Annotated in this window: 21 protein-coding genes and 2 tRNA genes; 21 read left to right on the forward strand and 2 right to left on the reverse strand. The window is 38.0% G+C overall.

What is annotated here, in order from left to right; all coding sequences use genetic code 11:
• Positions 1-6: 6 nt before the first annotated feature.
• The 14 genes from U8D43_RS15500 to U8D43_RS15565 all read left to right on the forward strand — a co-directional run bounded on the left by U8D43_RS15500 (position 7) and on the right by U8D43_RS15565 (position 14,013).
• Positions 7-966, forward strand: a complete 960-nt coding sequence (locus U8D43_RS15500; protein WP_335872096.1) for a ribose-phosphate diphosphokinase — start codon at positions 7-9, stop codon at positions 964-966.
• 439 nt (positions 967-1,405) lie between these two features.
• The gene (locus U8D43_RS15505) at positions 1,406-2,047 is read left to right on the forward strand and encodes a 50S ribosomal protein L25/general stress protein Ctc (protein WP_335872097.1); all 642 of its coding nucleotides are present in this window, start codon (positions 1,406-1,408) and stop codon (positions 2,045-2,047) included.
• Between the two features lie 79 nt (positions 2,048-2,126).
• On the forward strand, positions 2,127-2,684 hold the full coding sequence (gene pth / locus U8D43_RS15510) for an aminoacyl-tRNA hydrolase (protein ID WP_335872098.1): 558 nt from the start codon (positions 2,127-2,129) through the stop codon (positions 2,682-2,684).
• A gap of 70 nt (positions 2,685-2,754) precedes the next feature.
• Complete coding sequence (gene fin, locus U8D43_RS15515) at positions 2,755-2,985, forward strand: anti-sigma-F factor Fin (protein ID WP_335872099.1); 231 nt, start codon at positions 2,755-2,757, stop codon at positions 2,983-2,985.
• Between the two features lie 89 nt (positions 2,986-3,074).
• The gene (locus tag U8D43_RS15520; RefSeq protein WP_335872100.1) at positions 3,075-3,338 is read left to right on the forward strand and encodes a hypothetical protein; all 264 of its coding nucleotides are present in this window, start codon (positions 3,075-3,077) and stop codon (positions 3,336-3,338) included.
• 98 nt (positions 3,339-3,436) lie between these two features.
• Positions 3,437-6,961: a transcription-repair coupling factor gene (gene mfd / locus U8D43_RS15525; protein ID WP_335872101.1), complete on the forward strand. Its 3,525-nt coding sequence runs from the start codon at positions 3,437-3,439 to the stop codon at positions 6,959-6,961.
• A gap of 414 nt (positions 6,962-7,375) precedes the next feature.
• On the forward strand, positions 7,376-7,912 hold the full coding sequence (gene spoVT / locus U8D43_RS15530; RefSeq protein WP_335872102.1) for a stage V sporulation protein T: 537 nt from the start codon (positions 7,376-7,378) through the stop codon (positions 7,910-7,912).
• Positions 7,913-8,746: 834 nt separating this feature from the next.
• Entirely contained in the window at positions 8,747-10,351 is a 1,605-nt protein-coding gene (locus U8D43_RS15535) for a putative polysaccharide biosynthesis protein (protein WP_335872103.1), read from the forward strand.
• A gap of 14 nt (positions 10,352-10,365) precedes the next feature.
• The gene (gene yabN, locus U8D43_RS15540; RefSeq protein ID WP_335872104.1) at positions 10,366-11,820 is read left to right on the forward strand and encodes a bifunctional methyltransferase/pyrophosphohydrolase YabN; all 1,455 of its coding nucleotides are present in this window, start codon (positions 10,366-10,368) and stop codon (positions 11,818-11,820) included.
• A gap of 26 nt (positions 11,821-11,846) precedes the next feature.
• Positions 11,847-12,107: an RNA-binding S4 domain-containing protein gene (locus U8D43_RS15545; protein ID WP_335872128.1), complete on the forward strand. Its 261-nt coding sequence runs from the start codon at positions 11,847-11,849 to the stop codon at positions 12,105-12,107.
• Positions 12,108-12,179: 72 nt separating this feature from the next.
• Positions 12,180-12,479 carry a sporulation protein YabP gene (gene yabP / locus U8D43_RS15550; protein WP_335872105.1) on the forward strand — a complete coding sequence of 100 codons (300 nt, stop codon included), beginning with the start codon at positions 12,180-12,182 and terminating at the stop codon, positions 12,477-12,479.
• Complete coding sequence (gene yabQ / locus U8D43_RS15555) at positions 12,476-13,105, forward strand: spore cortex biosynthesis protein YabQ (protein ID WP_335872106.1); 630 nt, start codon at positions 12,476-12,478, stop codon at positions 13,103-13,105. The genes yabP and yabQ overlap by 4 nt, the downstream gene beginning before the upstream one ends.
• A gap of 12 nt (positions 13,106-13,117) precedes the next feature.
• Positions 13,118-13,486 (forward strand): FtsB family cell division protein, encoded by a 369-nt coding sequence (locus U8D43_RS15560; RefSeq protein WP_335872107.1) that lies wholly within the window; start codon positions 13,118-13,120, stop codon positions 13,484-13,486.
• Positions 13,487-13,590: 104 nt separating this feature from the next.
• Complete coding sequence (locus U8D43_RS15565) at positions 13,591-14,013, forward strand: S1 domain-containing RNA-binding protein (RefSeq protein ID WP_335872108.1); 423 nt, start codon at positions 13,591-13,593, stop codon at positions 14,011-14,013.
• 1,299 nt (positions 14,014-15,312) lie between these two features.
• On the opposite strand, the gene U8D43_RS15570 is transcribed toward U8D43_RS15565, so the two are convergent.
• Together U8D43_RS15570 and U8D43_RS15575 are read right to left on the reverse strand one after the other, a co-directional pair.
• Positions 15,313-15,384 (reverse strand) — tRNA-Glu (locus U8D43_RS15570).
• 11 nt (positions 15,385-15,395) lie between these two features.
• Positions 15,396-15,472 (reverse strand) — tRNA-Met (locus tag U8D43_RS15575).
• A gap of 302 nt (positions 15,473-15,774) precedes the next feature.
• On the opposite strand from U8D43_RS15575, the gene spoIIE reads away from it, so the two are divergent.
• From spoIIE to U8D43_RS15610, 7 genes are all read left to right on the forward strand, one after another.
• Positions 15,775-18,261 carry a stage II sporulation protein E gene (spoIIE, locus tag U8D43_RS15580; RefSeq protein ID WP_335872109.1) on the forward strand — a complete coding sequence of 829 codons (2,487 nt, stop codon included), beginning with the start codon at positions 15,775-15,777 and terminating at the stop codon, positions 18,259-18,261.
• Between the two features lie 520 nt (positions 18,262-18,781).
• Positions 18,782-19,522: a vWA domain-containing protein gene (locus U8D43_RS15585; protein WP_335872110.1), complete on the forward strand. Its 741-nt coding sequence runs from the start codon at positions 18,782-18,784 to the stop codon at positions 19,520-19,522.
• A complete protein-coding gene (gene prkT / locus U8D43_RS15590; RefSeq protein WP_335872111.1) occupies positions 19,491-20,468 on the forward strand; it encodes a serine/threonine protein kinase PrkT in 978 nt (325 codons plus the stop codon). The genes U8D43_RS15585 and prkT overlap by 32 nt, the downstream gene beginning before the upstream one ends.
• Before the next feature lie 74 nt (positions 20,469-20,542).
• Positions 20,543-21,961 (forward strand): tRNA lysidine(34) synthetase TilS, encoded by a 1,419-nt coding sequence (gene tilS, locus U8D43_RS15595; RefSeq protein WP_335872112.1) that lies wholly within the window; start codon positions 20,543-20,545, stop codon positions 21,959-21,961.
• Entirely contained in the window at positions 21,958-22,503 is a 546-nt protein-coding gene (gene hpt, locus U8D43_RS15600) for a hypoxanthine phosphoribosyltransferase (RefSeq protein WP_335872113.1), read from the forward strand. Before tilS ends, hpt begins: the two co-directional genes overlap by 4 nt.
• A 124-nt stretch (positions 22,504-22,627) precedes the next feature.
• Positions 22,628-24,562: an ATP-dependent zinc metalloprotease FtsH gene (ftsH, locus tag U8D43_RS15605; RefSeq protein ID WP_335872114.1), complete on the forward strand. Its 1,935-nt coding sequence runs from the start codon at positions 22,628-22,630 to the stop codon at positions 24,560-24,562.
• A gap of 359 nt (positions 24,563-24,921) precedes the next feature.
• Complete coding sequence (locus tag U8D43_RS15610; RefSeq protein WP_335872115.1) at positions 24,922-25,689, forward strand: type III pantothenate kinase; 768 nt, start codon at positions 24,922-24,924, stop codon at positions 25,687-25,689.
• The last annotated feature ends 9 nt before the right edge of the window (positions 25,690-25,698 follow it).

Genomic DNA, 25,698 nt, shown 5'->3' on the forward strand with positions numbered 1-25,698 from the left:
TCCGAGATGACTAATCAGTACAAAAACTCTAAATTAAAGATCTTTTCTCTTAATTCAAATGTTGCTTTAGCGCAACAGATTGCAGATGAAGTGGGTGTCAACTTAGGGAAGTCCTCAGTAAAACGCTTCAGCGACGGAGAAATTCAAATCAATATCGAAGAGAGTATTCGCGGCTGTGATGTGTTTGTTATTCAATCTACAAGCGCACCAGTAAATGAAAATATTATGGAATTATTAATCATGGTAGATGCCTTAAAGAGGGCCTCTGCAAAAACGATTAATATTGTAATGCCTTACTATGGATATGCTCGTCAAGATCGAAAAGCACGAGCTCGTGAACCGATTACAGCCAAGCTGGTAGCTAACCTTTTAGAAACAGCCGGTGCAGATCGCGTGATTACTTTGGATCTCCACGCGCCACAAATTCAAGGTTTCTTTGATATTCTGATTGATCACTTAATGGGTGTTCCAATTTTAGCTGATTATTTTGAAGAAAATGGTTTCAAAGATGAAGATATCGTCATTGTTTCCCCGGATCATGGTGGTGTGACAAGAGCTCGTAAGTTAGCAGAAAGACTAAAAGCACCGATAGCTATTATTGATAAACGTCGTCCAAAGCCCAATGTAGCGGAAATTATGAATATCGTTGGACATATCGAGGGTAAAAAAGCGATTCTTATCGATGATATTATTGATACAGCGGGTACCATTACTTTGGCGGCAAATGCTCTTATTGAAAACGGAGCTAAAGAAGTATACGCTTGTTGTACTCACCCTGTTCTTTCAGGACCGGCTATTGAGCGTATTCAAAATTCTAAGATTAAACAGTTACTCGTCACTAACTCGATTGCTTTAGACGAAGATAAAGCGATTGATAAAGTCGTCCAATTATCTGTAGCACCATTAATTGGCGAAGCAATCATTCGTGTCTTTGAAGAGAAGTCTGTTAGTACTTTATTCGATTAAGTGAGAAGGAGATCTGCCTAAGAGGTAGATCTCCTTTTTTTATGAAGTAAGCACTTTTTGTATACATTGTGGCTATTTTATCAAATTATTGATTAAATCTTCCATTTCACTGCTGAATTATATCAATAATAGACGGATCCAGCTACAGTGGCTTGAGGCTCGGGTCAAATGAATAACTCTCCAGTGATGCAGGCATCACCTGCGAGCTCTTCATTTGCCTGTCGCCTCAAAGCGAGCCACTTCCGCTTTTCGTAAATAATGCCCGAAACAAAGCTATATCATAGATGATAAATTGATTCGTAAAGCAACAAACTTTGCGAAAACAGCCTATTCATTTTAATTTTTTATCAGATAAATCCAGAAAAATGTTTAACCGACCTACTTTTAGGAAAATGTATGAGTATAGAGATTAACCAAATAAGGGATGGTGAAGGTACATATGTCAACAACATTAACAGTAAACAGAAGAGAAGATTTTAAACGTTCCACTTTAACTTCATTAAGAGCGGAAGGAAACTTCCCAGCAGTCGTTTATGGGTATAAAGTAGAAAATACACCAATTTATATTGACTCGGCAGAATTCACTAAAACGATTCGTGAAGTTGGACGAAATGGTGTTATTTCGCTGAAAGTCGGCGGAGAAATGAGAAATGTCGTTTTAACAGATTATCAAATTGATCCAATAAAAAATTATATGGTTCATGCCGATTTTCTCGTCGTCAATATGAACGAAGAGATTGAGGCCGATGTCAAGATCGAACTTGTCGGTGAAGCACCTGGTGTTAAAGATGGCGGCGTATTACAGCAACCATTGCATGAAGTTTCAATTACCGCTAAACCTGATCAGATTCCAGAATCAATAAAAATAGAAATTGATCGCCTTCAGGTTGGAGAATCCATTACGATTGGTGATTTAAAAGACCATTCAACCTACGAAATTAATCTAGAAGATGAGAGAGTTGTTGCTTCAATTCTAGCTCCACGTCAAGAAGAAGAAATTAATAGTGGAGAAGAGCAAGAAGCCGGCCATCCTCAAAATGAGGAAGGACGCGAAACAGAACCAAATGGTGGAAATCAGTAAAAAAAAGAGCGTAACCTTTTGCAGGTTGCGCTCTTTTTAGTTTATTCTAGATGTAGTGCAAGAAAATGAGGTGTAAGATATGAAACTAATTGTAGGTCTTGGAAATCCAGGGAACCAATATGCGGATACGAGACATAATATTGGATTTACTATTGTTGATGAACTGGCTCGTCGTCACAATGTAAAATTAGATCAATCAAAATTTAAAGGTCAATATGCTGTAATTCATGTGAGAGGTCAGAAGGTTATGCTATTAAAACCCTTAACCTATATGAATCTATCTGGTGAGAGTATAGGCTCAATGGTGGATTATTATGATATTAAGCTTGATGATGTGGTCCTAATGTATGACGATTTAGATCTACCAGTTGGAAAAATCCGTCTTCGTCAAAAAGGAAGTGCTGGAGGACATAATGGGATCAAATCAACGATTGCACATCTTGGTACTCAAAATTTCAATCGTATTCGAGTCGGGATTGACCGTCCACCAATGGGAATGAGTGTACCTAATTATGTACTAGGCAAATTCTCGTCGGAAGAAAAAAAAGAATTAATTCATGTGATCGATGCGTGCGCAAATGCATGTGAAGATTGGTTTGAGAAACCTTTTCTTGAGGTTATGAATGTGTATAATTAACGTTTTGAATAACTCTTTATTAATTTGTTCATACTATAGATAGTAGACTGTTTAATAAGGAGGATGTGTGATGGCCATTCACTATCACTGTCGTCATTGTGGAATGAATATAGGTTCACTCGCAAATAGCACCTTTTCCACAGAACAACTCGGACTCCATACTCTAGACGCAGAAGAGCGTCAAGAAATGGTGACATATCATCAAAATGGAGATATAGACATTAAAACAATTTGTGAAGATTGCCAGGAATCCTTAAATAGGAACCCTGACTACCACGGTCTAGACTACCTACTTCACTAACGCTTTGGAAACCCTCCAAAGCATTTTTGTATTAAGAAAAGCGGAAGTGGCTGGCCTGAGGCGACAGGCAAATGAAGAGCTCGTAAGTGATGCCTGCATCACTGGAGAGTTATTCATTTGACCCGAGCCTCAAGCCACTGCAGCTGGATCAAGAAAAGCGGAAGTGGCTGCCCAGCAGCGGCGGGCAAATGTTGGTTCACGGAGAAGGTCCTGACCTTCGCAGTGGAGCGTTATTTGTCCCAAAGCTGCTAGCCGCAGAAGCTGGATCAAGAAAAGCGGAAGTGGCTGCCCAGAGACGGCAGGCATTTGGCAAAATCCAAAGTAGATTAACCCTTTATCCATGTACAAACTAATTGTAAAATAAATAAAAAGATAAGTATGAACTCATGTGCTTATAAATGAACCTAGTTAGGGTCTTCTATAAGTGGTTGCAAGAGGGGAGGAGTACGTTTTGCAGTTATTATACCCATTATTTTCAGAACAAGAAGAATTACAATCGATCTTCGAAGGAATAGAAGAAGGTCTTTCACAACAGCTTATTGCCGGCCTTTCAGGATCATCCAGAGGGCTTCTTGTTGCGTCTTCTTTTCATAAAATGAAGCGGTCATCGATTGTCGTAACCCATAATCTGCTTCAAGCGCAGAAACTTTACGAAGATATCGTGAATTTAGTTGGAGAGGAATATACGTTCTTATATCCAGCGGATGAGTTAATTGCGGCAGAAATGAGTGTAGCAAGCCCAGAGCTTCGTGGCCAACGTATTGATACGCTCAACCAATTAATTCAAGGAAATAAAGGGATTTATATATTACCCATGGCGGGTTTACGAAAGATCCTACCACCAACGGACTTATGGGCACAATACCAGTTATCCTTTCAAGTAGGAGAAGAAATAGACCTAGAAGATTGTTTAGTACAGCTGGTACAAATGGGGTATCACCGCGCAGGGATGATTACGACTCCTGGAGAGTTTAGTGTAAGAGGTGGAATCTTAGATATATATCCACTGACTCTGTCTGAACCCATCCGCATTGAATTATTTGATACCGAGGTAGATTCAATCAGAAGATTTGGGATTGAAGATCAACGGTCGATTGAAAAGCTCCAACAAATAATGATTGGACCCGCTTCAGAACTCCTTTTTCATGAAGAACATCTGACACGAACCGTGAATCGACTCCCAATAGAGTTAGCTAAAAGTTTAAAGAAAATCAAGAACGAGGTAGTAAAGGAGCAGCTCTCCCAGAATATTGGTTTTGATTTAGAAAAATTGAGAAATGGCCAGCTTCCTGATCAAATGTTCAAGTATATGTCGATTGCTTATGAAGAACCTGCTAGTTTTCTAGATTATGTTGATGATAACAGCCTTTTGTTTTTAGATGAGTATAGTCGAATACAAGAAATCAGTGAAACGTTGGAAAAGGAAGAAACAGATTGGTATATCAGTCTTCTTGAAGCAGGAGAGATGATTCACGATTTGTCTATTTCCCATTCGCTGAAAGGGTTATTGTCCCTCTCATCTATTCCGAAAATCTATTTATCATTATTTTTACGTCATATTCCTAACGCAAACCCAGAGAACATCGTCAATATATCCTGTAAACCTATGCAAAGTTTTCACGGCCAAATGAATGTTCTTAAGGGAGAAATTGAACGTTGGAGAAAAAGTAGGACAACTGTTCTTATATTAGCACCTAACGAAGAAAGGGCGACAAAATTACAACACGTCTTAGAGGACTATGAAATTCAAACTTCTTTAAATTTACACGATGAAGCACTAACCGGTGAGCCACAGATTATGGTAGGAAATCTAAATTCGGGATTTGAATTTCCGATGATGAAGTTTGCTGTGATTACGGAAGAAGAATTATTTAATAAGAAAGCTAAGAAGACTCCTCGACGACAAAAATTAACGAATGCAGAAAGAATCAAAAATTACTCGGAGTTAAAAGTTGGAGATCATGTAGTACACGTAAACCATGGTATCGCAAAATATTTAGGGATAGAGACGCTTGAAATCAATGGTGTTCATAAAGATTATCTCCATCTAAAATATCATGGAAATGACAAACTTTACGTTCCAGTTGAACAAATAGAGTTAATTCAAAAATACGTGGCGTCAGAAAATAAAGAGCCTAAGCTGTATAAACTTGGGGGAAGTGAATGGAATCGAGTAAAGAAAAAGGTTCAATCTTCTGTTCAAGACATAGCGGATGATTTAATTAAGTTATATGCCGAGCGAGAAGCTGCTCAAGGTTACGCCTTTTCACCTGATGGAGAAATGCAAAGGGACTTTGAGGCACAATTTTCGTATCAAGAGACAGAAGACCAGTTACGATCAATTCATGAAATTAAGTTGGATATGGAAAAAATCCGCCCTATGGATCGATTATTATGCGGTGACGTTGGTTATGGAAAAACAGAGGTTGCAATACGTGCCGCCTTCAAAGCCGTATCCGACGGAAAACAAGTAGCGATTTTAGTCCCAACAACCATATTGGCTCAGCAACATTATGAAACGATAAAAGAACGACTGCAGGACTTCCCTATGACCGTTGGATTACTCAGTCGCTTTCGAACGAAGAAACAGCAAACGGAAACGATGAAAGAGATTTCAAAGGGAACAGTTGATATTGTTATTGGAACACATCGGTTGTTATCAAAGGACATCCATTATCGTGATCTTGGTTTGCTTGTTATTGATGAAGAGCAACGTTTTGGTGTGACCCATAAGGAAAAAATCAAACAACTCAAAACGAATATTGATGTCCTAACGCTTACTGCTACTCCAATTCCAAGGACTTTGCATATGTCGATGTTAGGTGTTCGCGATTTATCAGTCATTGAAACACCACCCGAGAACCGTTATCCTGTTCAAACATATGTAATGGAATACAATGGCGGATTAATTCGAGAAGCAATTGAGCGGGAATTAGCTCGGAATGGGCAAGTCTATTTTTTATATAATCGCGTGGAAGATATTGAGCGCAAGGCGGATGAAATTGCAGCCCTTATTCCAGAAGCACGTGTAACATATGCGCATGGGAGAATGTCTGAAAATGAACTTGAGTCAGTAATTTTAAGCTTTTTAGACGGTGAATTTGATGTACTAGTGACCACGACAATTATCGAAACAGGTGTTGATATTCCAAATGTAAACACGCTGGTAGTGTATGATGCAGACCGAATGGGACTCTCGCAGTTGTATCAATTGCGAGGAAGGGTGGGACGTTCAAACCGAGTCGCCTACGCCTATTTCACCTATCGTAAAGACAAAGTATTAACAGAGGTCGCAGAAAAACGACTGCAAGCGATCAAAGAATTTACTGAGCTTGGTTCAGGTTTCAAAATTGCTATGCGCGACTTATCCATTCGCGGGGCTGGGAACTTATTAGGAGCAGAGCAACATGGATTTATTGATTCAGTTGGTTTTGACTTGTATTCTCAAATGCTAAAAGAAGCCATCGATGAGCGAAAGGGAGAGGTTGATTCCCAACCGATAGAAGAAGAGACTTTTGAAATTGATATCTCGATTGATGCCTATATTCCTGAAATATATATTCCTGATGGCCATCAAAAAATACAAATGTATAAACGGGTACGGTCATTAGGTTCGCTTGAGGAGGTCGATGAATTAAAAGAAGAATTAATCGATCGCTTCGGAGAGTATCCTGAAGAGGTGGCCTATTTACTTCAAGTTGCAGAAATGAAAATTTGGGCGAAAACAGCGAAATTACAATCCATGAAACAAGTGAAAAATGAAGTTGTTATGTATATGACCCCAGAAGGAACCAATGAAATTGATGGTTCTAAGGTATTTGCCTTAACGAATAAGCACGGAAGATGGATTGGATTAGGGCTGGAAAATAATTCATTGAAGATTACTTTCAATACGAAACAAATTCCATTTGCTACTTGGTTTAATGCGGCATACGATATTATTTTAAAGCTAGAGAGTGCGAAAAAAGAGGGATAGATATTCATTAAAATTGTTACTTTTTATCAGATGTTTAGTAGACAAGGTTGAGGGTAATAAAATAATACAGGTGCTATAAATAGCATTATTACCCTTGATTAAAAATCAATCATTCAGGATCTTTTCGTATACATTGTTGCTATATCACTTAATTATCGATGGAATATTCAAACTTGCTATTGATTTCGTTTGTAAACAGACGAAAAGGTGCCCTGAAGTCTAGTCTTTTAACAGAGTATATACCGCTAAGAAAAGCAATATTCTTTGTAGAAACAACCATCAGTTAAGAGAAAAAATAAGTGTACATGTATAGAAGTTTGGACATGTAGGATACTAAGCTCAATGTTGGGAATGTATGTTATTGAATTTAATCATTTCCAATTAATCATCTGATGAAAGTGAGGTAACAAAAAGATGAAAGCAACTGGAATTGTTCGTCGAATTGATGACTTAGGACGTGTAGTCATCCCAAAAGAAATAAGGAGAACTCTCCGCATTCGTGAAGGCGATCCACTAGAGATTTTTGTTGATCGAGATGGAGAGGTTATTTTAAAGAAATATTCTCCGATAAGTGAATTAGGTGATTTTGCAAAAGAATATGCAGAAGCTTTATATGATAGTTTAGGAAGCCCAGTAGTCATCTGTGATCGAGATGTTGTTATTACTGTAGCCGGTGGGTCTAAAAAAGAGTATATGAATAAAAATGTAAGTGAGCTAGTGGAGAAAACGATGGATGAACGAACGTCCATGCTGCAGACAACAGCAGGACAAGCAGAATTAGTAGATGGTAATGAAGAAAGTTATGCCTCCTTCACGATGTCCCCAATTATTGCGAATGGAGATCCAATTGGAACGGTCATCATTTACTCTAAAGACAACACTTTAGGTGAAGTTGAGCAAAAAGCAGTAGAAACCGCAGCTGGTTTTTTAGCGAGACAAATGGAGCATTAGATAAGGAGGCTTAGGCCACCTTATCTTTTTTTTTTATGAAGGAAAAAGAAAAAATTTCGAAAATAAGATACCTGTCTACTTCAGAACTATTGGATTCAGGTCATAAGCCGAGCCTTGTCCTGTGCTTGTCGCCGATTATGGGTGTCTTGCACTTTTCTGTGTGAGAGGCTATTTTCGAATACATTGTGGCTATTTTGTCAAATTTTTGATTAAATCGTCCATTTCACTGTGGGTTTTCAGCGGAAATAGACGAAATGATGCCCGAAACAAAGTGATAGCCCCGTTTATAGACTGATTCGAAAAGCAACAAACTTTGCGAAAACAGCCTTGTGAGAAAATGAGAGGTTATATATATCCGACATTTGACTCTAGCGCTATTCTATTTCTCTAATCAATCATTCTTATTGAAAGGCTCTGCTCATCAACAAGTATAGCCACATAAAGAAAAATATATAGTCCTATTTTTGAAAAAAAAGAAGAAATATTACTTTGAATGTTATGAAAATAAAGGCGAGGTACTCTATCGTTCATGGGATAATTCAGTACAATGAATGAAAGAATTAAGTTTTGTTTTCAGGAAGCTCTAGCAAGGATCCCCACCCTGCTCAAAGCCGAGTTTACTGATATTCTCTTATTTGCCAGCCGCCTCTAGACAGCCACTTCTGCATTTCGGTGTCTAGCTGCAGTGGCCAGGGACTCGGGCCTTTGTCAGCCCACTACGTGAAGCAAGCATCACTACGAGTTCTGCCAAATACCAGCCGCCCCTGAACAGCCACTTCCGCTTTTCATTTTATGCTATAATGTTTGGTAATTATTGTTGGGGGCTTGAGTTTTATGGTTGATGGTAAGGTGTCTTCCCGAATGTTGGTGAAGGGCGCATTTGTGTTAACAATTGCTGCCTTTATTTCTAAAATCTTAAGTGCTGTTTATCGGATTCCATTTCAGAATATCGTTGGGGATATTGGGTTTTATATTTATCAGCAAGTATATCCGTTTTATGGTATTGCCATTGCGCTTTCTACATACGGATTTCCTGTGATCATTTCGAAACTCCTAGCAGAAAGGTATGAAGAGAATGACCTAGATGGGGTAAATCTAGTTTTACGATCTGCCTTTTTATTGTTAAGTTTTATCGGAGTAAGTTTGTTTTTATGTGTTCATTTTGGAGCAGGGTGGATTGCAACTTTAATGGGCGATCGTCAGCTTGAGTTGCTCATTAAAATTATTTCGTTGTCCTTTTTATTTCTTCCGTTTTTATCAACATTGAGAGGGTATTTTCAGGGGAAGGGAGATATGATACCTACGGCTGTTTCTCAAGTAGTGGAGCAATTGGTTCGGGTTATCACTATTTTAGCCTTTTCTTTTGTGTTAATTTCAGCTGGTTATTCCTTATATTATGCTGGAGGCGGGGCTTTGTTTGGATCGTTGACAGGAGGAGTAATGGCCATTTTTATTTTGAGTTCTTTTCTCATTATAAGAAAGGATCGAAGCTTTATAAAAATTTTTAAGGGGTCTTGGAGAGAGCATTTTGGTCTGATAAAAATTCTTGGTCTTCAAGGAACAGCGATTTGCATTAGTGGAATGCTTTTAGTGCTCTTGCAATTTATTGATGCTTTTAGCGTGTATTCCTATTTAGTAGCTAGCGGAATGAATGAAAATGAGGCCAAAGAGATTAAAGGGGTTTATGACCGAGGACAACCACTCATTCAATTAGGAACTGTAGTGGCGACATCGATTTCCTTGACAGCTGTACCGTTAATTACAGCGGCTTATAAGCAAAAAGATTTTAAGGCCGTTAAAGAGTATATTCTGTTAGCTTTGAAGGTAAGTATGATTGTAGGACTGGGAGCATCCATTGGATTAATAAATCTGATTGATCCTGTAAACACGATGTTATTTGAAAATAGTAAGGGCTCAAGTGTGTTAGCTGTTTTTTGTTTAGCTATTTTTTTCACTTCTCTTATTTTAACCTTATCAAGTATTTTGCAAGGGGTAGGGAAGTTGTATGTGCCGGCCATCATCATTATTCTAGGTGTCCTTTTGAAGTACGGTTTGAATAAATGGTTGATACCTACCTTTGCGACGATGGGGGCATCGGTTTCGACGGTCTTGGTCTTGGTAATAATGACGATGGGTTTTGTCTTAATTTTACGACGTGTTTTTCCAATCCCATTTCTAGCGAAAGAATTTTATTTTACAGCTGTTTTCTCCTTAATGGGCATGACGGCAGTTATACAGATTTGGTTGCGAGTAGCAGCATTATTAACGAATTTAATGCCAGAAAGAGTGGCATCCGTTGGTATGTCGTTAGGTGGTGTGATTATCGGCGGGTTGGTTTATATTACGCTTATCGTCAACAGCAAGATGGTTAATGAAAAAGAGATTGCTTTATTGCCACTGGGTAGTAAGCTGTTAAGACTAAAAAGAAGACAAGAATAGGGAGGGGATTTTGTATGAAAAATACTTTGACCATCATTGGTTTAGGTGCAGGAGATATAGAGCAACTTCCTTTAGGTGTATATCGTACGATGCTCAAAAGTGAGAATGTATATTTACGCACAAAAGAGCACCCAGTCGTATCCGAACTTGAGAATGAGGGCGTAAAGTACAACTCATTCGATGCGGTTTACGAAAAACACGATGGATTTGAAGAAGTGTATCAGGAAATTGTTACCACACTAATATGTGAGGCAAAAAAACGGTCCATCGTTTATGCTGTACCAGGTCATCCGCTTGTTGCGGAGCGTACCGTACAACTATTACTTGATCAAAAAGAAGAACTGCAAGTAGAGCTATTCATTGCAGGTGGGCAAAGCTTTTTAGATGCTCTTTTCACAGCGGTGAAGGTGGACCCTATTAATGGGTTTCAATTATTAGATGGGACCTCTTTGAACGAAGATGAAATAGGAACAAGACAGGCTGTGTTCATTGGACAGGTCTATGATTCTTTTATAGCATCTGAGGTCAAGCTCACGCTGATGGAGAAATACCCTTACAATCATGATGTATTCATTGTGACTGCAGCAGGAAGCAAGGGGGAGTCTGTCGAAAGAGTATCTTTATACGAACTCGATCACCATACGAAGTTAAGCAATCTCACGAGTGTATACGTCCCACCACTTCAAGAATTTGCGGATACATACCAAGAATTTAGCACGTTAAAACAAATTATAGCGAAATTAAGAGCTCCAGAGGGTTGCCCTTGGGATAAAGAACAAACCCATGAATCCCTTAAGAAATATCTCATTGAGGAAGTGTATGAGCTGTTAAGTGCCATTGATGAAGAAGATATCGATGGAATGGTTGAGGAGCTTGGAGATGTTCTACTACAAATTATGCTACATGCTCAAATCGGCACAGATGAAGGACTGTTCACAATTCAAGATGTCGTAAAAAGTATTTCTTCTAAAATGGTTCGTCGTCATCCACATGTGTTTGGAGATGTTGCTGTCGCCAATTCAGAAGAAGTTGTCGCTAATTGGATAGCTATTAAGCAAGCAGAAAAAAATACGGACGATCACTCCTTGTTAGATCGTGTCGAAAAAGGTTTGCCATCCTTACTTCGCGCTTATGATTACCAGAAAATTGCAGCGAAAAAAGGGTTTGATTGGAAAAATGCAAAAGATGCCTGGATGAAAGTAAAAGAGGAAATGAAAGAATTTCAACTTGAGCTTGAAGCAGAGGATGAGAAGAAGCGTCTTCAAGAGTTTGGAGATGTTCTCTTTTCCCTAGTAAATGTAGGGAGATTATTAAACATTCATCCGGAAGAGGCTCTGGCCATGACCAATGAGAAATTTTATCGCCGATTCAATTATGTAGAGGAAAAAGTGAATGAGAGTAATAAAGACTTTTCAGATTTCTCACTTGAAGAGTTAGACGGATTTTGGGAAGAAACAAAATTAAAGTAGAATTAGGGGAGAAGACGATGACGACAATGAGATTAGATAAATTCTTAAAAGTATCAAGATTAATTAAACGAAGAACACTTGCAAAGGAAGTAGCTGATCAAGGACGAATTTCGATAAATGGAACCCAAGGTAAAGCGAGTTCGACGGTCAAAGTGGGAGATGAGCTCGTCGTTCGGTTTGGCCAAAAGCTTGTTACCGTACAAGTGGAAACGTTAAAAGAAACGACAAAAAAAGAAGAAGCTGCCTCCATGTACCGTATGGTTAAGGAGGAAAAAGTAGGCGAATAGCTTGTTCTAAAAGTCACCTCTTCACATAAACATTAGTACACAGCCTGTACTATGTGAAGGTGAGGGGAAAAAATGAACCAATATAATGAAAATGTAGGGAGTAAGCAAATCGTTGAGCACGACGTGATGATGAGAGGCAGAAAGCTATTAGATATTACAGGAGTAAAGCAAGTAGAAAGTTTTGATAACGAAGAGTTTTTATTAGAGACGGTTATGGGATTCTTAGCGATCCGAGGACAAAATTTACAAATGAAAAACTTAGATGTTGATAAGGGCATCGTTTCGATTAAAGGGAAAGTATTTGATTTAGTATATGTTGACGAGCATCACGAGGAGAAAGCTAAAGGATTCTTTAGCAAGCTGTTTCGATGAGCTTAACTATTCAATTTTATACAATGATTGCGATGATAGGGATGGGGGGATTCTTTGGAGCATCCCTCGACACCTATCATCGCTTTTTGAAAAGGTCAGAACGCAATCGATGGATTGTGTTTGTTCATGACGTATTATTTTGGCTAATGCAAGGGCTTCTAATTTTTTATATTTTGTACTTGATTAATTACGGAGAAATTCGATTTTATATTTTTATAGCGTTAATTTGCGGTTTTAGTGGTTACCAAGCTTTAGTCAAATCGTATTACATCAGCTTATTAGAGTTTATGATCAGATTAGTCGTCGCCTTTTATGAATTTTGCGCCAAGATGTTCTTAGTGCTGGTATTTCGTCCACTTCGTTGGCTAATCTTTTTAATTATTTCTTTCTTAATCACGTTAGGAAAAGGGTTATATAGTTTAACATTAGGGGTATTAAGAATAGTGTGGTTTCTTTTAAAACTTATTCTATCGCCAATTTACCTAATGTTTAAGCTTATTTGGAATGTTTTACCGAAATCACTTAAAAAAATTCTCAATAAATATTATAATAAAATTGCAGGATTTTCTATAAAAAGTAAGAATACTATGATTAAAGTATTAAATCGATGGTTAAAAAAGAACTAGGGAGGCAATAGAATGAGGCAAGCCAAAAATATTACATCCATGAACAATAAATATGCTCAACAGCAAGAGCGAAAAGAAAAAAATGCCGTCAAACGAAAAAAAAGACTTTTTCGCCGGTTAGCTGTTTTTCTTGCTATTGTCATCATGGTAGGTGCAGGTCTTACTTCTGTCCTCATTTCTGGCTCACAAGCGCTACAAACGAAAAAAGAAGAGTATGCACAATTAGAATCGGACCTAAAAAAGCTAGAAGAACAACAATCCCTGTTTGAAGAGGAAGTAGTTAAACTCAATGATGATGAATATATAGCCAAACTTGCAAGAAGAGATTACTTCTTATCAGATGAAGGAGAACTTATTTTTACCCTTCCAAAATCGGAATAGAATTTACAAGAAGAAGGGTTGTCGTATTGACACCCTTTTTTTTTGAAGGCTATAATGTAAAGTAAGGTTTATTTTTTATAATTCTAAGGAGGATCATTTTTTTTATGTCAATCGAAGTAGGCAGCAAAGTACAAGGTAAAGTAACAGGAATTACAAATTTTGGTGCGTTTGTGGAGCTACCAGGAGGCTCAACTGGACTTGTTCACATTAGTGAAGTCGCCGATAATTATGTGAAAGATATTAATGAGCATTTAAAAGTAGGCGATGAAGTAACCGTGAAAGTACTGAATGTTGAGAGCGATGGGAAGATTGGTTTGTCTATTCGTAAAGCAAAAGACCAACCAAAGCCATCACCATCTCATTCAGGACGCCCACGTAATAATCAACGTTCAAACAATGATTTTCGCCCGAAAGAGAACTTTGAACAAAAAATGGCTCGCTTCTTGAAGGATAGTGAAGACCGGTTGTCTACATTAAAGCGTCAGACAGAATCAAAACGTGGCGGAAGAGGATCGAAGAAAGGGTAACTTGCTATACAATTAGATGAATAGTGGAGTTCTCGAATATCAACAAGCAGATCGCAATAGGTTTGCTTGTTTTTTTATGGCTGTTTTCGCAAAGATTGTGGCTTTTCGAATAGGAATATATTCCATGATTTGTATGACTTCGTGCTCTTTTCCTCATGAAAAATTCTCCATTTCTAGATAAAAGGTAAGAAATCAGTCGAAAAAACCTTACTGCCTGTTTTTTCTTTGTGCCAATAGCAACAAAGGATACGAAACCCCCATGTCCTGTCAGACACCGCAATTGATGAAAATGGGGATATAGCGGTTTAATTTTAATCGATTCAGTCAAGCATGATAAGATAGGTACTAAGAAGATCTTAGTACCTGCAATAGACACAAGGTGACAACCATTTCCGACTGTAAGACGATGACATGGCGATGCATCATGCGGAAATATGTATTGTAATGAGTGTTTATCTTTCACAATCAACATTATGGAAGTGCAGGTGAAAATCAAGAGAGCTACAAAAAAGAATTCTGTCTACTTTTTCAAAAGATGGATTAGCCATTTTTGGGAGGAGGCTTTTTTATGCCAAAATCAGCATCAAATTCCATTTTCGTATAAAAAGAGCCATAAGAAAAGAGCATTTTTATTTAGCTCATTTTGGACTCTAGCACCTATAATTCATATTTCGCATTAAGATAATGTCAGTATTATTATTTATGGGTATTTTCATATACATTATTGCTCTTCCATTTTGGAGCTCATTTTTGCAAAAAAAAAGAGGCGGAAAAATGCCCTAAATCTATGTTTCTACAGGTATAGGTACTATTATGAAAAATAATTTTGTAAAACATCCTTATTTTAATAGAGTATTTATTCGTTTTAGGGAATTTTAGTTATGATGAAATTAGAAGGAGAAGAACTAGGAAATTAGGTTTGAAGAATTTATAAACGAATCATTAAGAGTATTTATCAATTTAAAGGGCTATTACTCGATAATCAAATCACTTGTTTTTAATTTTAAAATTAGAGTCCAAGCAATTCATCGAAAAGGGGATGCTCATTTTTTGGTCTCCATGATTAAACCAAACCAGTTTGGGTGAGTTAAGAAGAACTTAAAAGGGTAATTAGTAGTTGTGATGAATGGAAAATGATATATCCATGATGGAATCGTCAATAATTTTTGTTTTTGAAAGACTAAACAGAAAATAGTGTTGCTCTGCAGGAAAAGAATGAACATAAAATTTTCATGACATAATAAAAAACCGAGACGTTAAAGGCCACTTGGACCTTCTTCATCTCGGTTTTTTTGCCGATGACCCGTACGGGAATCGAACCCGTGATACCGCCGTGAAAGGGCGGTGTCTTAACCGCTTGACCAACGGGCCAGAGAAAAATTTGGTAGCGGCGGAGGGGATCGAACCCCCGACCTCACGGGTATGAACCGTACGCTCTAGCCAGCTGAGCTACACCGCCAAATTTGACATTTGCTTTTAAGCACAAAATCTATGATACATATTTTTAGAGATTCTGTCAACAAATTTAGTGTTTTTTCTTAGAAAGTTCTTTTAATTATCTCTATTTATAGTGTGAAATCAGGTGTATTAGGTGAAAGCTATAATTTAAATAGTATTAAAATGTGAATTTTCTGTTTTTTATAGTTGTTATCGTAGTTTTTAGTCGAAATTTTTTTGGGGCGAGGACAACTCATTCTGACAAGATTTGGAGGGAATTCTACTTATAATATCACCAAAGAAAAAAATGGGGAGTGTGTAAAAATGGGGAAAATTGATCACACAATGTTGGAAACGGTCAGGAATGTAGATGTTGGAAGTGCAAAGATGGAGATATCCAAGGGGATGGAAAGTGTGCAACTCAAGTTGGAATCTTTGTTCATACAAAAGGGATATCTATTATTCATTATCGGTTTTCTGCTTGGACGAGCATTGATTCTTTCCCACTTAATGCCGTTTGCTCTACCCTTTTTTGCAGCCGTTTATGTAACCAGACGAGAACACTCCCCGCTCGCCCTCCTTGGATTACTAGCAGGCAGTTTAACCCTCTCGCTTTCAAGTCTATCATTTACATTCATCAGTGTTTCCTTGTTTCTCCTCTCTTTTCGTCTTACTAAAAGCTGGCGAAAAGATGACTTCTCGACTCTAGCCTATTATGTAGGAGCCTCAACGATTCTATCTAGCATAGGATTTCAATATTATGTTAATCAATTTGAATTTACACTATATGAAGGTTTGATGTCGTCAGTGGAAGGGGGACTAGCGTTTATTCTTACTTTAATCTTTATTCAAAGCATCCCACTTTTATCCGCACAAAGGCGAAAAAAAACCTTAAAGACAGAAGAGGTCGTAAGTTTAATCATTCTTTTGGCATCAGTGATGACAGGAACCATTGGCTGGTTTATCTATGATCTTTCTGTTGGTCATATTCTCTCAAGGTATTTAGTTTTAGTTTTTGCCCTAGTTGCTGGCGCAACTGTTGGATCGACTGTAGGTGTGGTGACAGGACTAATTTTTAGCCTCGCTGATGTTACTTCACTATATCAAATGAGTTTATTGGCTTTTGCTGGATTACTGGGAGGCCTCATGAAAGAAGGGAAAAAATTAGGTGCATCTATGGGGTTAATGATCGCGACACTACTAATTGGGATGTATGGTGAGACAGAAACTATTCTAGTTCAGACTCTCTATGAATCTGCAGTCGCGATCTTTTTAATTTTTTTAACACCAAATGGATTGACGATGAAGCTCGCAAAGCATATTCCAGGTACACCAGAATTTGCTCAAGAACAACAAGTTTATATGCGAAAGGTTAGAGATGTAACGGCCAATCGAGTCGCTCAATTCTCGACCGTTTTTGAAGCATTATCGAAAAGTTTTACTCAATTTGATCATTTTAAGGATGAAGATAGTGACGATAAAGAATTAGATTATTTCTTGAGTAATGTTACTGAAAAAACATGCCAAACATGCTTTAAAAAAGAACAATGCTGGGCAAATAACTTTGATAAAACCTATAGTTTATTAAAAGAAGTAATTTATGAACACGATATTGGAAACACCCCTCTGTCACCTAGGTTATCACGGGAATTTGAGAAGCACTGTACGAGAAATAATAAAGTTGAAGAGGCAATTTCAAAAGAACTAACGTTTTATCAAGCGAATTTAAAATTACGGAAACAAGTACAAGAAAGCCGAAAACTAGTTGCTGAGCAATTACAAGGGGTCTCGGAAGTGATGGGAGACTTTGCAAAAGAAATCCAAAAAGAGAGAGAAAATCATGATATTCAAGAAGAGAAAATTCTTCAATCACTAGAGGATTTTGGAATTGATATAGAGCACGTTGATGTATTTAGTTTAGAGAAAGGAAATGTAGATATCGATATGACCATTCCTTACTGCGGGGGTCATGGAACTTGTGAAAAGTTAATTGCACCTATGCTATCTGACATTTTAGGAGAAACTATCGTAGTTCAAAGAGAAGAGTGCGCCAACTTTCCAAATGGGTTTTGTCATGTATTATTCGCTTCTGCTAAGAAATATGTTGTTGAGACGGGGGTCGCCCATGCAGCCAAAGGAGGCGGGCTAGTTTCAGGAGATAGCTATTCTATGATCCAACTAGGAGCAGGGAAATATGCTGTCGCCATAAGTGATGGAATGGGAAATGGTGAAAGGGCGCATTATGAGAGTCACGAAACATTAACTTTGATCCAGAAAATACTTCAATCTGGCATTGAAGAAAAAGTGGCCATAAAATCAGTCAACTCCATTTTATCCTTGCGAACTACGGATGAAATCTTTTCTACACTTGATTTAGCCATGATTGATCTAAATAACGCGTCATCTAACTTTTTAAAAGTCGGTTCGACACCTAGCTTTATAAAAAGGGGGGATCGAGTCATAAAAATTGAAGCTAGTAATCTTCCAATGGGGATGTTTTACGAATTTGATGTAGACGTTGTGTCAGAACAATTAAAAGCTGGCGATTTACTAATCATGATGAGTGATGGTGTTTTTGAAGGGCCAAAACATGTGGAGAATTACGAAGCTTGGATGAAACGAAAAATAAAAGAAATTGACGCTACTAATCCACAACAAGTCTCTGACCTCATCATGGAGGAAGTAATTCGAACCCGTTCTGGACAAATCGAAGATGATATGACCGTGGTAGTGACCCAAATACAACATAATACGCCAAAGTGGGCGTCGATTTCGTCTCCTAATTATCGAGAAAAAAAGAAAATTTCTTAATCTTTTTAATAGACTCATTTCGATTAGTTTGTTGCTATTGAAACAAAAAAAGATGGTTGCACCTATTTTTATGATACGAAAAGAAACCCGAAACCCTTCGTTATCGTGATATACACACCAATGCTAAAAGCAATAGAAAACAGGTAGTGCGGTTTTTCGGTTTAATCTTATTTAAAAATGAAACATTTATTCGTTTGGAAAGGCTGTTTTCGCAAAGTTTGTGGCTTTTCGTATCAGGTTATCATCTATGATATAGCTTTGCCTCGGGCATCAATTCGTTAATTTTTGATGAAAATCAACAGAGAAATGAAAGATTTAATTAAAAATTAGATGAAATAGCTACAATATATGTGAGTTGAGACTTTAGGTAATGATACCCATTCATGAAACATAAGGATTTAACTCCTATTCCTAAAGCAACATTCTTTGCGAAAACAGCTTTAAATCATAGTGAATTCGTATATTTCCTTCTAAGTTTGTCGAGTATGGTACTAACTACGACACTAGGAGGAGAACATTCTTGAAACAAGGGACATTGAAACAAGTGTTATTGATTACAGATGGTTGTTCAAACTCAGGGGGGGATCCGGTCGCTATGGCAGCTTTAGCGAAGGAACAAGGGATTTCCGTAAACGTAATAGGTGTAATGGAGAACGATGTTATCGATGAAAAAAGTATGGAAGAAATTGAAGGAATTGCTTTGTCAGGTGGAGGAGTAAGTCAAATTGTTTATGCGCAACAGCTTTCCCAAACGGTCCAAATGGTTACGAGGAAAGCAATGACACAAACGTTACAAGGTGTGGTTAATAAGCAATTGAAGCAAATTCTTGGTCAATCAGCATCCATGGAAGAATTACCACCTGAAAAGCGAGGAGAAGTGATGGAGGTTGTTGATGAACTCGGAGAATCCGTCGACATGGAAGTATTGATTCTCGTCGACACGAGTGCCAGTATGAAACATAAACTCCCAACGGTAAAAGAAGCATTATTAGATTTGTCCCTAAGCTTAAACGCCAGAATGGGTGAGAATAAATTTTCGCTCTTTGTTTTTCCCGGGAAAAAACAAGATGTTGAAAAACTATTAGACTGGACACCGAAATTAGAATCATTAACAAGCGTGTTCTCAAAACTTTCTTCAGGAGGGATTACACCAACAGGACCTGCGCTACAAACAGCCTTATCGTACTTTAAGAAAAAACGTTCATTACGAGATTTACTAGGACGAGATGATGATGAACCATTCTTTGAAGAAACCATTTAGTTTCCCATCAGGTACAAATTTACAAGGGAAATGGCATAAACAAAACTATACCATTGTTAAAGAGCTAGGTTACGGAGCAAATGGTATAGTTTATTTAGCCCAATCAAAATCAGGCTATGTTGCACTGAAAATGAGTGATAACAGTTATTCCGTTACCTCGGAAGTAAACGTGTTAAAAGCTTTTTCAAAAGCTAGTGGAACCAATTTAGGTCCAACACTTATTGATGTAGATGATTGGGACATAAGAGGGAAAGTAATCTCTTTTTACATTATGGAATATGTGGAAGGACCTGATTTGCTTTCATTTGTAAAAGAAAAAGGCTATTCTTGGGTGCCTGTTCTTATGCTACAATTGCTTAATAATTTAGAACAAATGCATCAAGCAGGATGGGTATTTGGTGATTTGAAACCAGATAACCTCATCATTACTGGGTCGCCTTATCGCATCCGTTGTATTGATGTGGGAGGTACAACGATTCGAGGAAGAGCCATCAAAGAATTTACAGAGTTTTTTGATCGTGGTTATTGGGGAGTAGGATCCAGGAAAGCAGAACCTAGCTATGATTTATTTGCCGTCGGTATGATTATGATTAATTTAGCGTATAAAAAAAGAGTGGAAAAACAAGGAGGAGGAGTTAAACAACTCCAACAATTAGTTAATCAAAAACAAGAGCTTATTCCTTATAAACAAGTGATAATGTTTGCCTTAAAGGGTCAATACCAAACAGCTGAAAAGATGAGAACAAACCTTTTGCAAATCATGTCGGTTGATACAAGTCCTAAATCAATTAATCCAAGGAAGGGCGTGCCTCCTCAGAAGAAAGCTCATACGACTCGTCAAAAGCGCAGAAAGCAATCTAAAGTATCAAGCAGGTTGGAAACTCTTCTTGTGGTCATCATTCTTTCAGTTTTATACGTACTCTATATTTATGGGGAGCTCTTATAGTGGATTCACAATACGTGTAAGATAAACCTAGTATTGATACAATAGAAAGTAACTCACACTATAGGGGCATCGCCATGTTGAAAGTAGAACAAAAAATAAGTAAATTTATACAACAACATACCTTAATTGAAAAAGGTGACATCATTGTCATAGGTGTGTCAGGTGGACCAGATTCTTTAATGCTGTTGCATTATTTTCATTCTCATCAGGTAAAATGGGGAGTGAAGGTTGTAGTGGTCTCCGTTGATCACATGTTAAGAGGTGATGAATCCTACGAGGACATCTTATTTGTGGAGTCATTTTGTCAACAAAGAAACATCCCCTATTTAGCGAAGCGGGTTGATGTCGGTAGAGCCTTAGCTGAAAATAAGATTGGCCTACAGGAAAACGCAAGAAATTTACGCTACCAAGCCTTTCGAGAAGCTATCCAAAAGTGGAATGCTACTAAATTGGCACTAGGTCACCATGGTGATGATCAAATTGAAACGGTCTTAATGACGTTAACGAGAGGCTCAAGTACCCAATCAATAGGCATCCCAATCAAAAGAGAGTTTGCGGGTGTTCAGCTTATCCGTCCATTATTATCTTCATCGAAGAAAGAAATTGAGAAGTACTGTGAGCATTATTCTCTCCAGCCTAGGTTGGATCCGAGTAACGCCAAGAAAGAGTATACGAGAAATCGCTTTCGCCAACAAATTCTTCCCTTTATTAAAAAGGAGAATCATCTTGCTCATGACCACTTTCAGCGTTTTAGTCAGGAACATGCGGAAGATGACCAGTATATGCTGGGTTTAGCTCAAAAGATGATAAGTGACATATGGGATGTTAATGAAGAGGGAATTTCAATACCAATACCTTCCTTTCTCCAAATGCCTCAGCCTTTACAAAGAAGAGGTATTCATCTAATATTAAGTTATCTTTATAAGCAAAAACCAAGCTCATTATCGGCTGTACATATTTATGGCGTGTTAAGTTTAATGAATAGTAAACATCCTTCAGGAAGATTACAGCTTCCCAGTGGTTTGTTGGTGAAAAGATCTTATGAAACATGTTTCTTTCATTTTGATAAAGAAAATGAAGAGGATCCCTTTTTTCATCATGTTCTATCTGTAGGAGAATCTCTTACACTCGGGGAGGATACTGTTTTTTCTTTAGTAGAAGAGGATCAATTAAACGACCATACAGTGGGAATTATAGTGGATCGAGAGGAAATTCTTTTGCCTCTTCACGTTCGAACTCGCCAACCAGGTGACCGAATAAAGGTAAAAGGTTTGAATGGCTCAAAAAAGGTGAAGGATATTTTTATTGATGAGAAAATTCCTCTTAATGAAAGAAAAACATGGCCAATCATCACAGATCATAAGGGAACAGTTCTTTGGATCCCGTTCTTAAGGGTATCCGTGTATGCGAAAAGTCGAGAGGACCAGCTCTGTACATCCAGGGTGTTAACATTGAAAAAAGAATCAGCTTCTAGGGGGCAAGCAAAGATATGAAACAGGATATCGAGAAAGTATTATTTAGTGAAGAAGAAATTCAACTGAAAATTAAGGAATTAGGTGCACAACTAACGGAAGATTATAGCGATCGTTTTCCACTTGCAATCTGTGTACTTAAAGGGGCTATGCCGTTTATGGGCGATTTAATTAAACGGATGGATACATATTTGGAAATGGACTTCATGGATGTTTCTAGCTATGGAGCTTCGACGGTATCTACGGGAGAAGTGAAAATCGTTAAAGATTTAAACACAAAGGTAGAAGGAAGAGACATCTTAATCATTGAAGATATTATTGATAGTGGTTTGACACTTAGTTATCTTGTTGATCTTTTCCGTTATCGTAAAGCGAAAACCATTTCAATTGTAACTCTATTAGATAAACCAAGTGGTCGTAAAGCAGATGTTAAAGCTGATTATGTCGGTTTTGAAGTGCCAGATGAATTTGTTGTTGGTTATGGCTTAGATTATATTGAGAGATATCGAAATCTCCCATATATAGGCATTTTAAAACCAGAAATATATACCACTAGCGAATAAGACGGTAAATAGAGGAGTATAATGGTGGAAATGTGTATGCTCTCTCAGGGAGCAAATAGTTGAAATGCCATGTTTTACTATGATACTATTGGATATAGTTTTTTATCGTGGGAGGAGGTAAGGGATGAACCGGATCTTTAGAAATACCATTTTTTATTTACTGATTTTTTTAGTGATTATTGGAGTGGTCAGTTATTTCAGCAATAGCGCTGAGCCGACCAATAATATATCAAATAGTGATTTCCTCACTCAATTAGAGGAAGGGAAAGTAGAGTCCTTTTCGATACAGCCTGAGCGAGGCGTATACGAAGTAAGAGGTCAACTTGAAGGATATAAGGATGATGAATTTTTCCTTACAAATGTTATTGGAGCGAGTGGAGCAATAGACAACATCTTTGCTTTAGCTGACAAGAGCGATGTAAAGGTTGAAACACTCAAAGCAAAAGAAACAAGTGGGTGGGTGTCGTTCTTTACGACCATCATACCGTTTATCATTATCTTTATTTTATTTTTCTTCCTGCTCAACCAAGCTCAAGGCGGCGGCAGTCGCGTCATGAATTTTGGTAAAAGTAAAGCGAAGCTTTATAGTGAAGAAAAGAAAAAAGTACGCTTCAAGGATGTTGCAGGAGCAGATGAAGAAAAAGCAGAGCTTGTAGAAGTGGTTGAATTCTTAAAAGATCCTCGTAAATTTGCTGAGGTTGGCGCACGTATTCCTAAAGGAGTCTTACTTGTAGGGCCTCCGGGGACAGGGAAAACGCTATTAGCTCGAGCTGCCGCAGGTGAAGCGGGTGTGCCATTCTTCTCAATTAGTGGATCTGACTTTGTTGAAATGTTTGTTGGAGTAGGGGCATCTCGTGTTCGCGACCTATTTGAAAACGCAAAGAAAAATGCACCTTGTATTATCTTTATCGATGAAATTGATGCCGTCGGTCGTCAGCGTGGAGCCGGAGTTGGTGGAGGGCACGATGAGCGTGAACAAACATTGAATCAATTACTAGTCGAAATGGATGGTTTTGGAGCGAATGAAGGAATTATCATTGTGGCAGCTACTAACCGCCCTGACATTCTTGATCCAGCTTTATTACGTCCAGGTCGCTTTGATCGTCAAATCACGGTAGATCGTCCTGATGTCATTGGTCGTGAAGCGGTGCTAGAAGTACATGCAAGAAATAAACCTTTTGAAGAAGCAGTGGACTTAAAGGCGATTGCCATGAGAACACCTGGTTTTTCAGGAGCTGATCTTGAAAACTTACTGAATGAAGCGGCACTTGTAGCTGCTCGTCAAAATAAGAAAAAAATTGAAATGTCCGATATCGATGAAGCAACGGATCGTGTAATTGCTGGTCCAGCGAAAAAGACACGGGTTATTTCTAAGAAAGAACGAAATATCGTAGCTTTCCATGAAGCTGGTCATACGGTTATTGGTTTAGTTCTAGATGAAGCAGAAATGGTGCATAAAGTGACCATTGTTCCCCGCGGACAAGCCGGTGGATATGCTGTCATGCTTCCAAGAGAAGATCGATATTTCATGACAAAACCTGAACTGTTGGATAAGATTGCTGGACTACTAGGTGGACGAGTGGCAGAGGAAATTACCTTCGGTGAAGTATCGACAGGAGCTTCTAATGACTTCCAACGTGCCACGGGAATAGCACGCCGAATGGTTACAGAATTTGGGATGAGTGATAAGTTAGGTCCATTACAATTTGGTTCTACCAATGGTGGTCAAGTTTTCTTAGGTCGTGATATCAATAATGAGCAAAATTATTCTGATGCCATTGCCCATGAAATAGACATGGAAATTCAACGTATTATTAAAGAAGCGTACAGTCGAGCCAAAACGATTTTAACTGAAAATCGCGAAAAACTTGATTTAGTTGCAAATACATTGCTTGAAGTAGAAACATTAGATGCAGCGCAAATTAAGCATCTGATTGACCACGGTAAGCTTCCCGAGCGTAAACTACCTGAATCTACGAAAGTAGAAGGTAATGACCAAATGAAAGTAACTATTCAGAAGAAAGAAGATAGTGATTCTTCTTCAGAAAATCAAGAATAAGCAAAAACAAGACGTTGACATCAGCGTCTTGTTTTTTGTTTGATTAGGCTGTATTCGCAAAGATTGTGGCTTTTCGAATAAAAAGGAATCCCTTGACTTGTATGATTTCGTGCTCTTTTCCTAATGAAAAATTCTTGATTTCTAGATTTAAAAAAAGAAATCAATCGAAAAAACCTTACTGCCTGTTTTTTCTTTGTGTCAAGAGCAACAATATATACGAAAAGAGCCATTTGAAAAGAGCATTGATGAATAAGGAATCAATGCCGTGCGGTAGGTTATTCGGGTGTAATTCAGTACGAAATGTGGTCTGTTTATGGTATGATGAGGGCATTCAAAACCTATAGAATGTGGTGGAAAAAATGATATTTGTAATCGATGTAGGCAATACCAATATTGTTTTAGGGGTGTACGAACAAGACGAACTAAAATACCACTGGAGATTAGAAACAAATCGTCATCGAAGTGAAGATGAATATGCAATGATCACTAAAAATCTTTTTGAGCATGTTGGAATGAGGTTTGATTCCATTCATGGTATTATTATTTCTTCTGTTGTTCCCCCTATTATGTTTTCTTTAGAACGAATGTGTACCAAATACTTCGACATAACACCGGTTGTGGTTGGACCTGGAATAAAAACCGGTCTGAATATTAAATATGAAAACCCACGAGAGGTGGGTGCAGATCGTATAGTGAATGCAGTTGCCGGTATCCATGAGTACGGAGGACCATTAATTATTGTCGATTTCGGAACCGCGACGACGTATTGTTATATTAACGAAGAGAAACAATATATGGGTGGAGCGATTGCTCCTGGAATAGGAATTTCAACAGAAGCGTTATATACAAAAGCAGCCAAGCTTCCAAGAATCGAAATAGCAAGACCAGAAGATATTATTGGGAAAAACACAGTGTCAGCTATGCAAGCTGGAATTTTATATGGTTATGTGGGACAGGTAGACGGAATTGTTCTTAGAATGAAAGAGCAAAGTAAAAGAGAACCTCTTGTCATCGCAACAGGAGGATTAGCCACCTTAATAGCCAAAGAAACGGATGTAATCGATGTGGTAGACCCGTTCTTAACGCTAAAGGGATTGAGTTTGATTTATAAACGTAATTTACAATAGAAGGAGTTT

The sequence above is a fragment of the Bacillus sp. 2205SS5-2 genome (assembly GCF_037024155.1).
GTDB lineage: Bacteria > Bacillota > Bacilli > Bacillales > Bacillaceae_K > Bacillus_CI.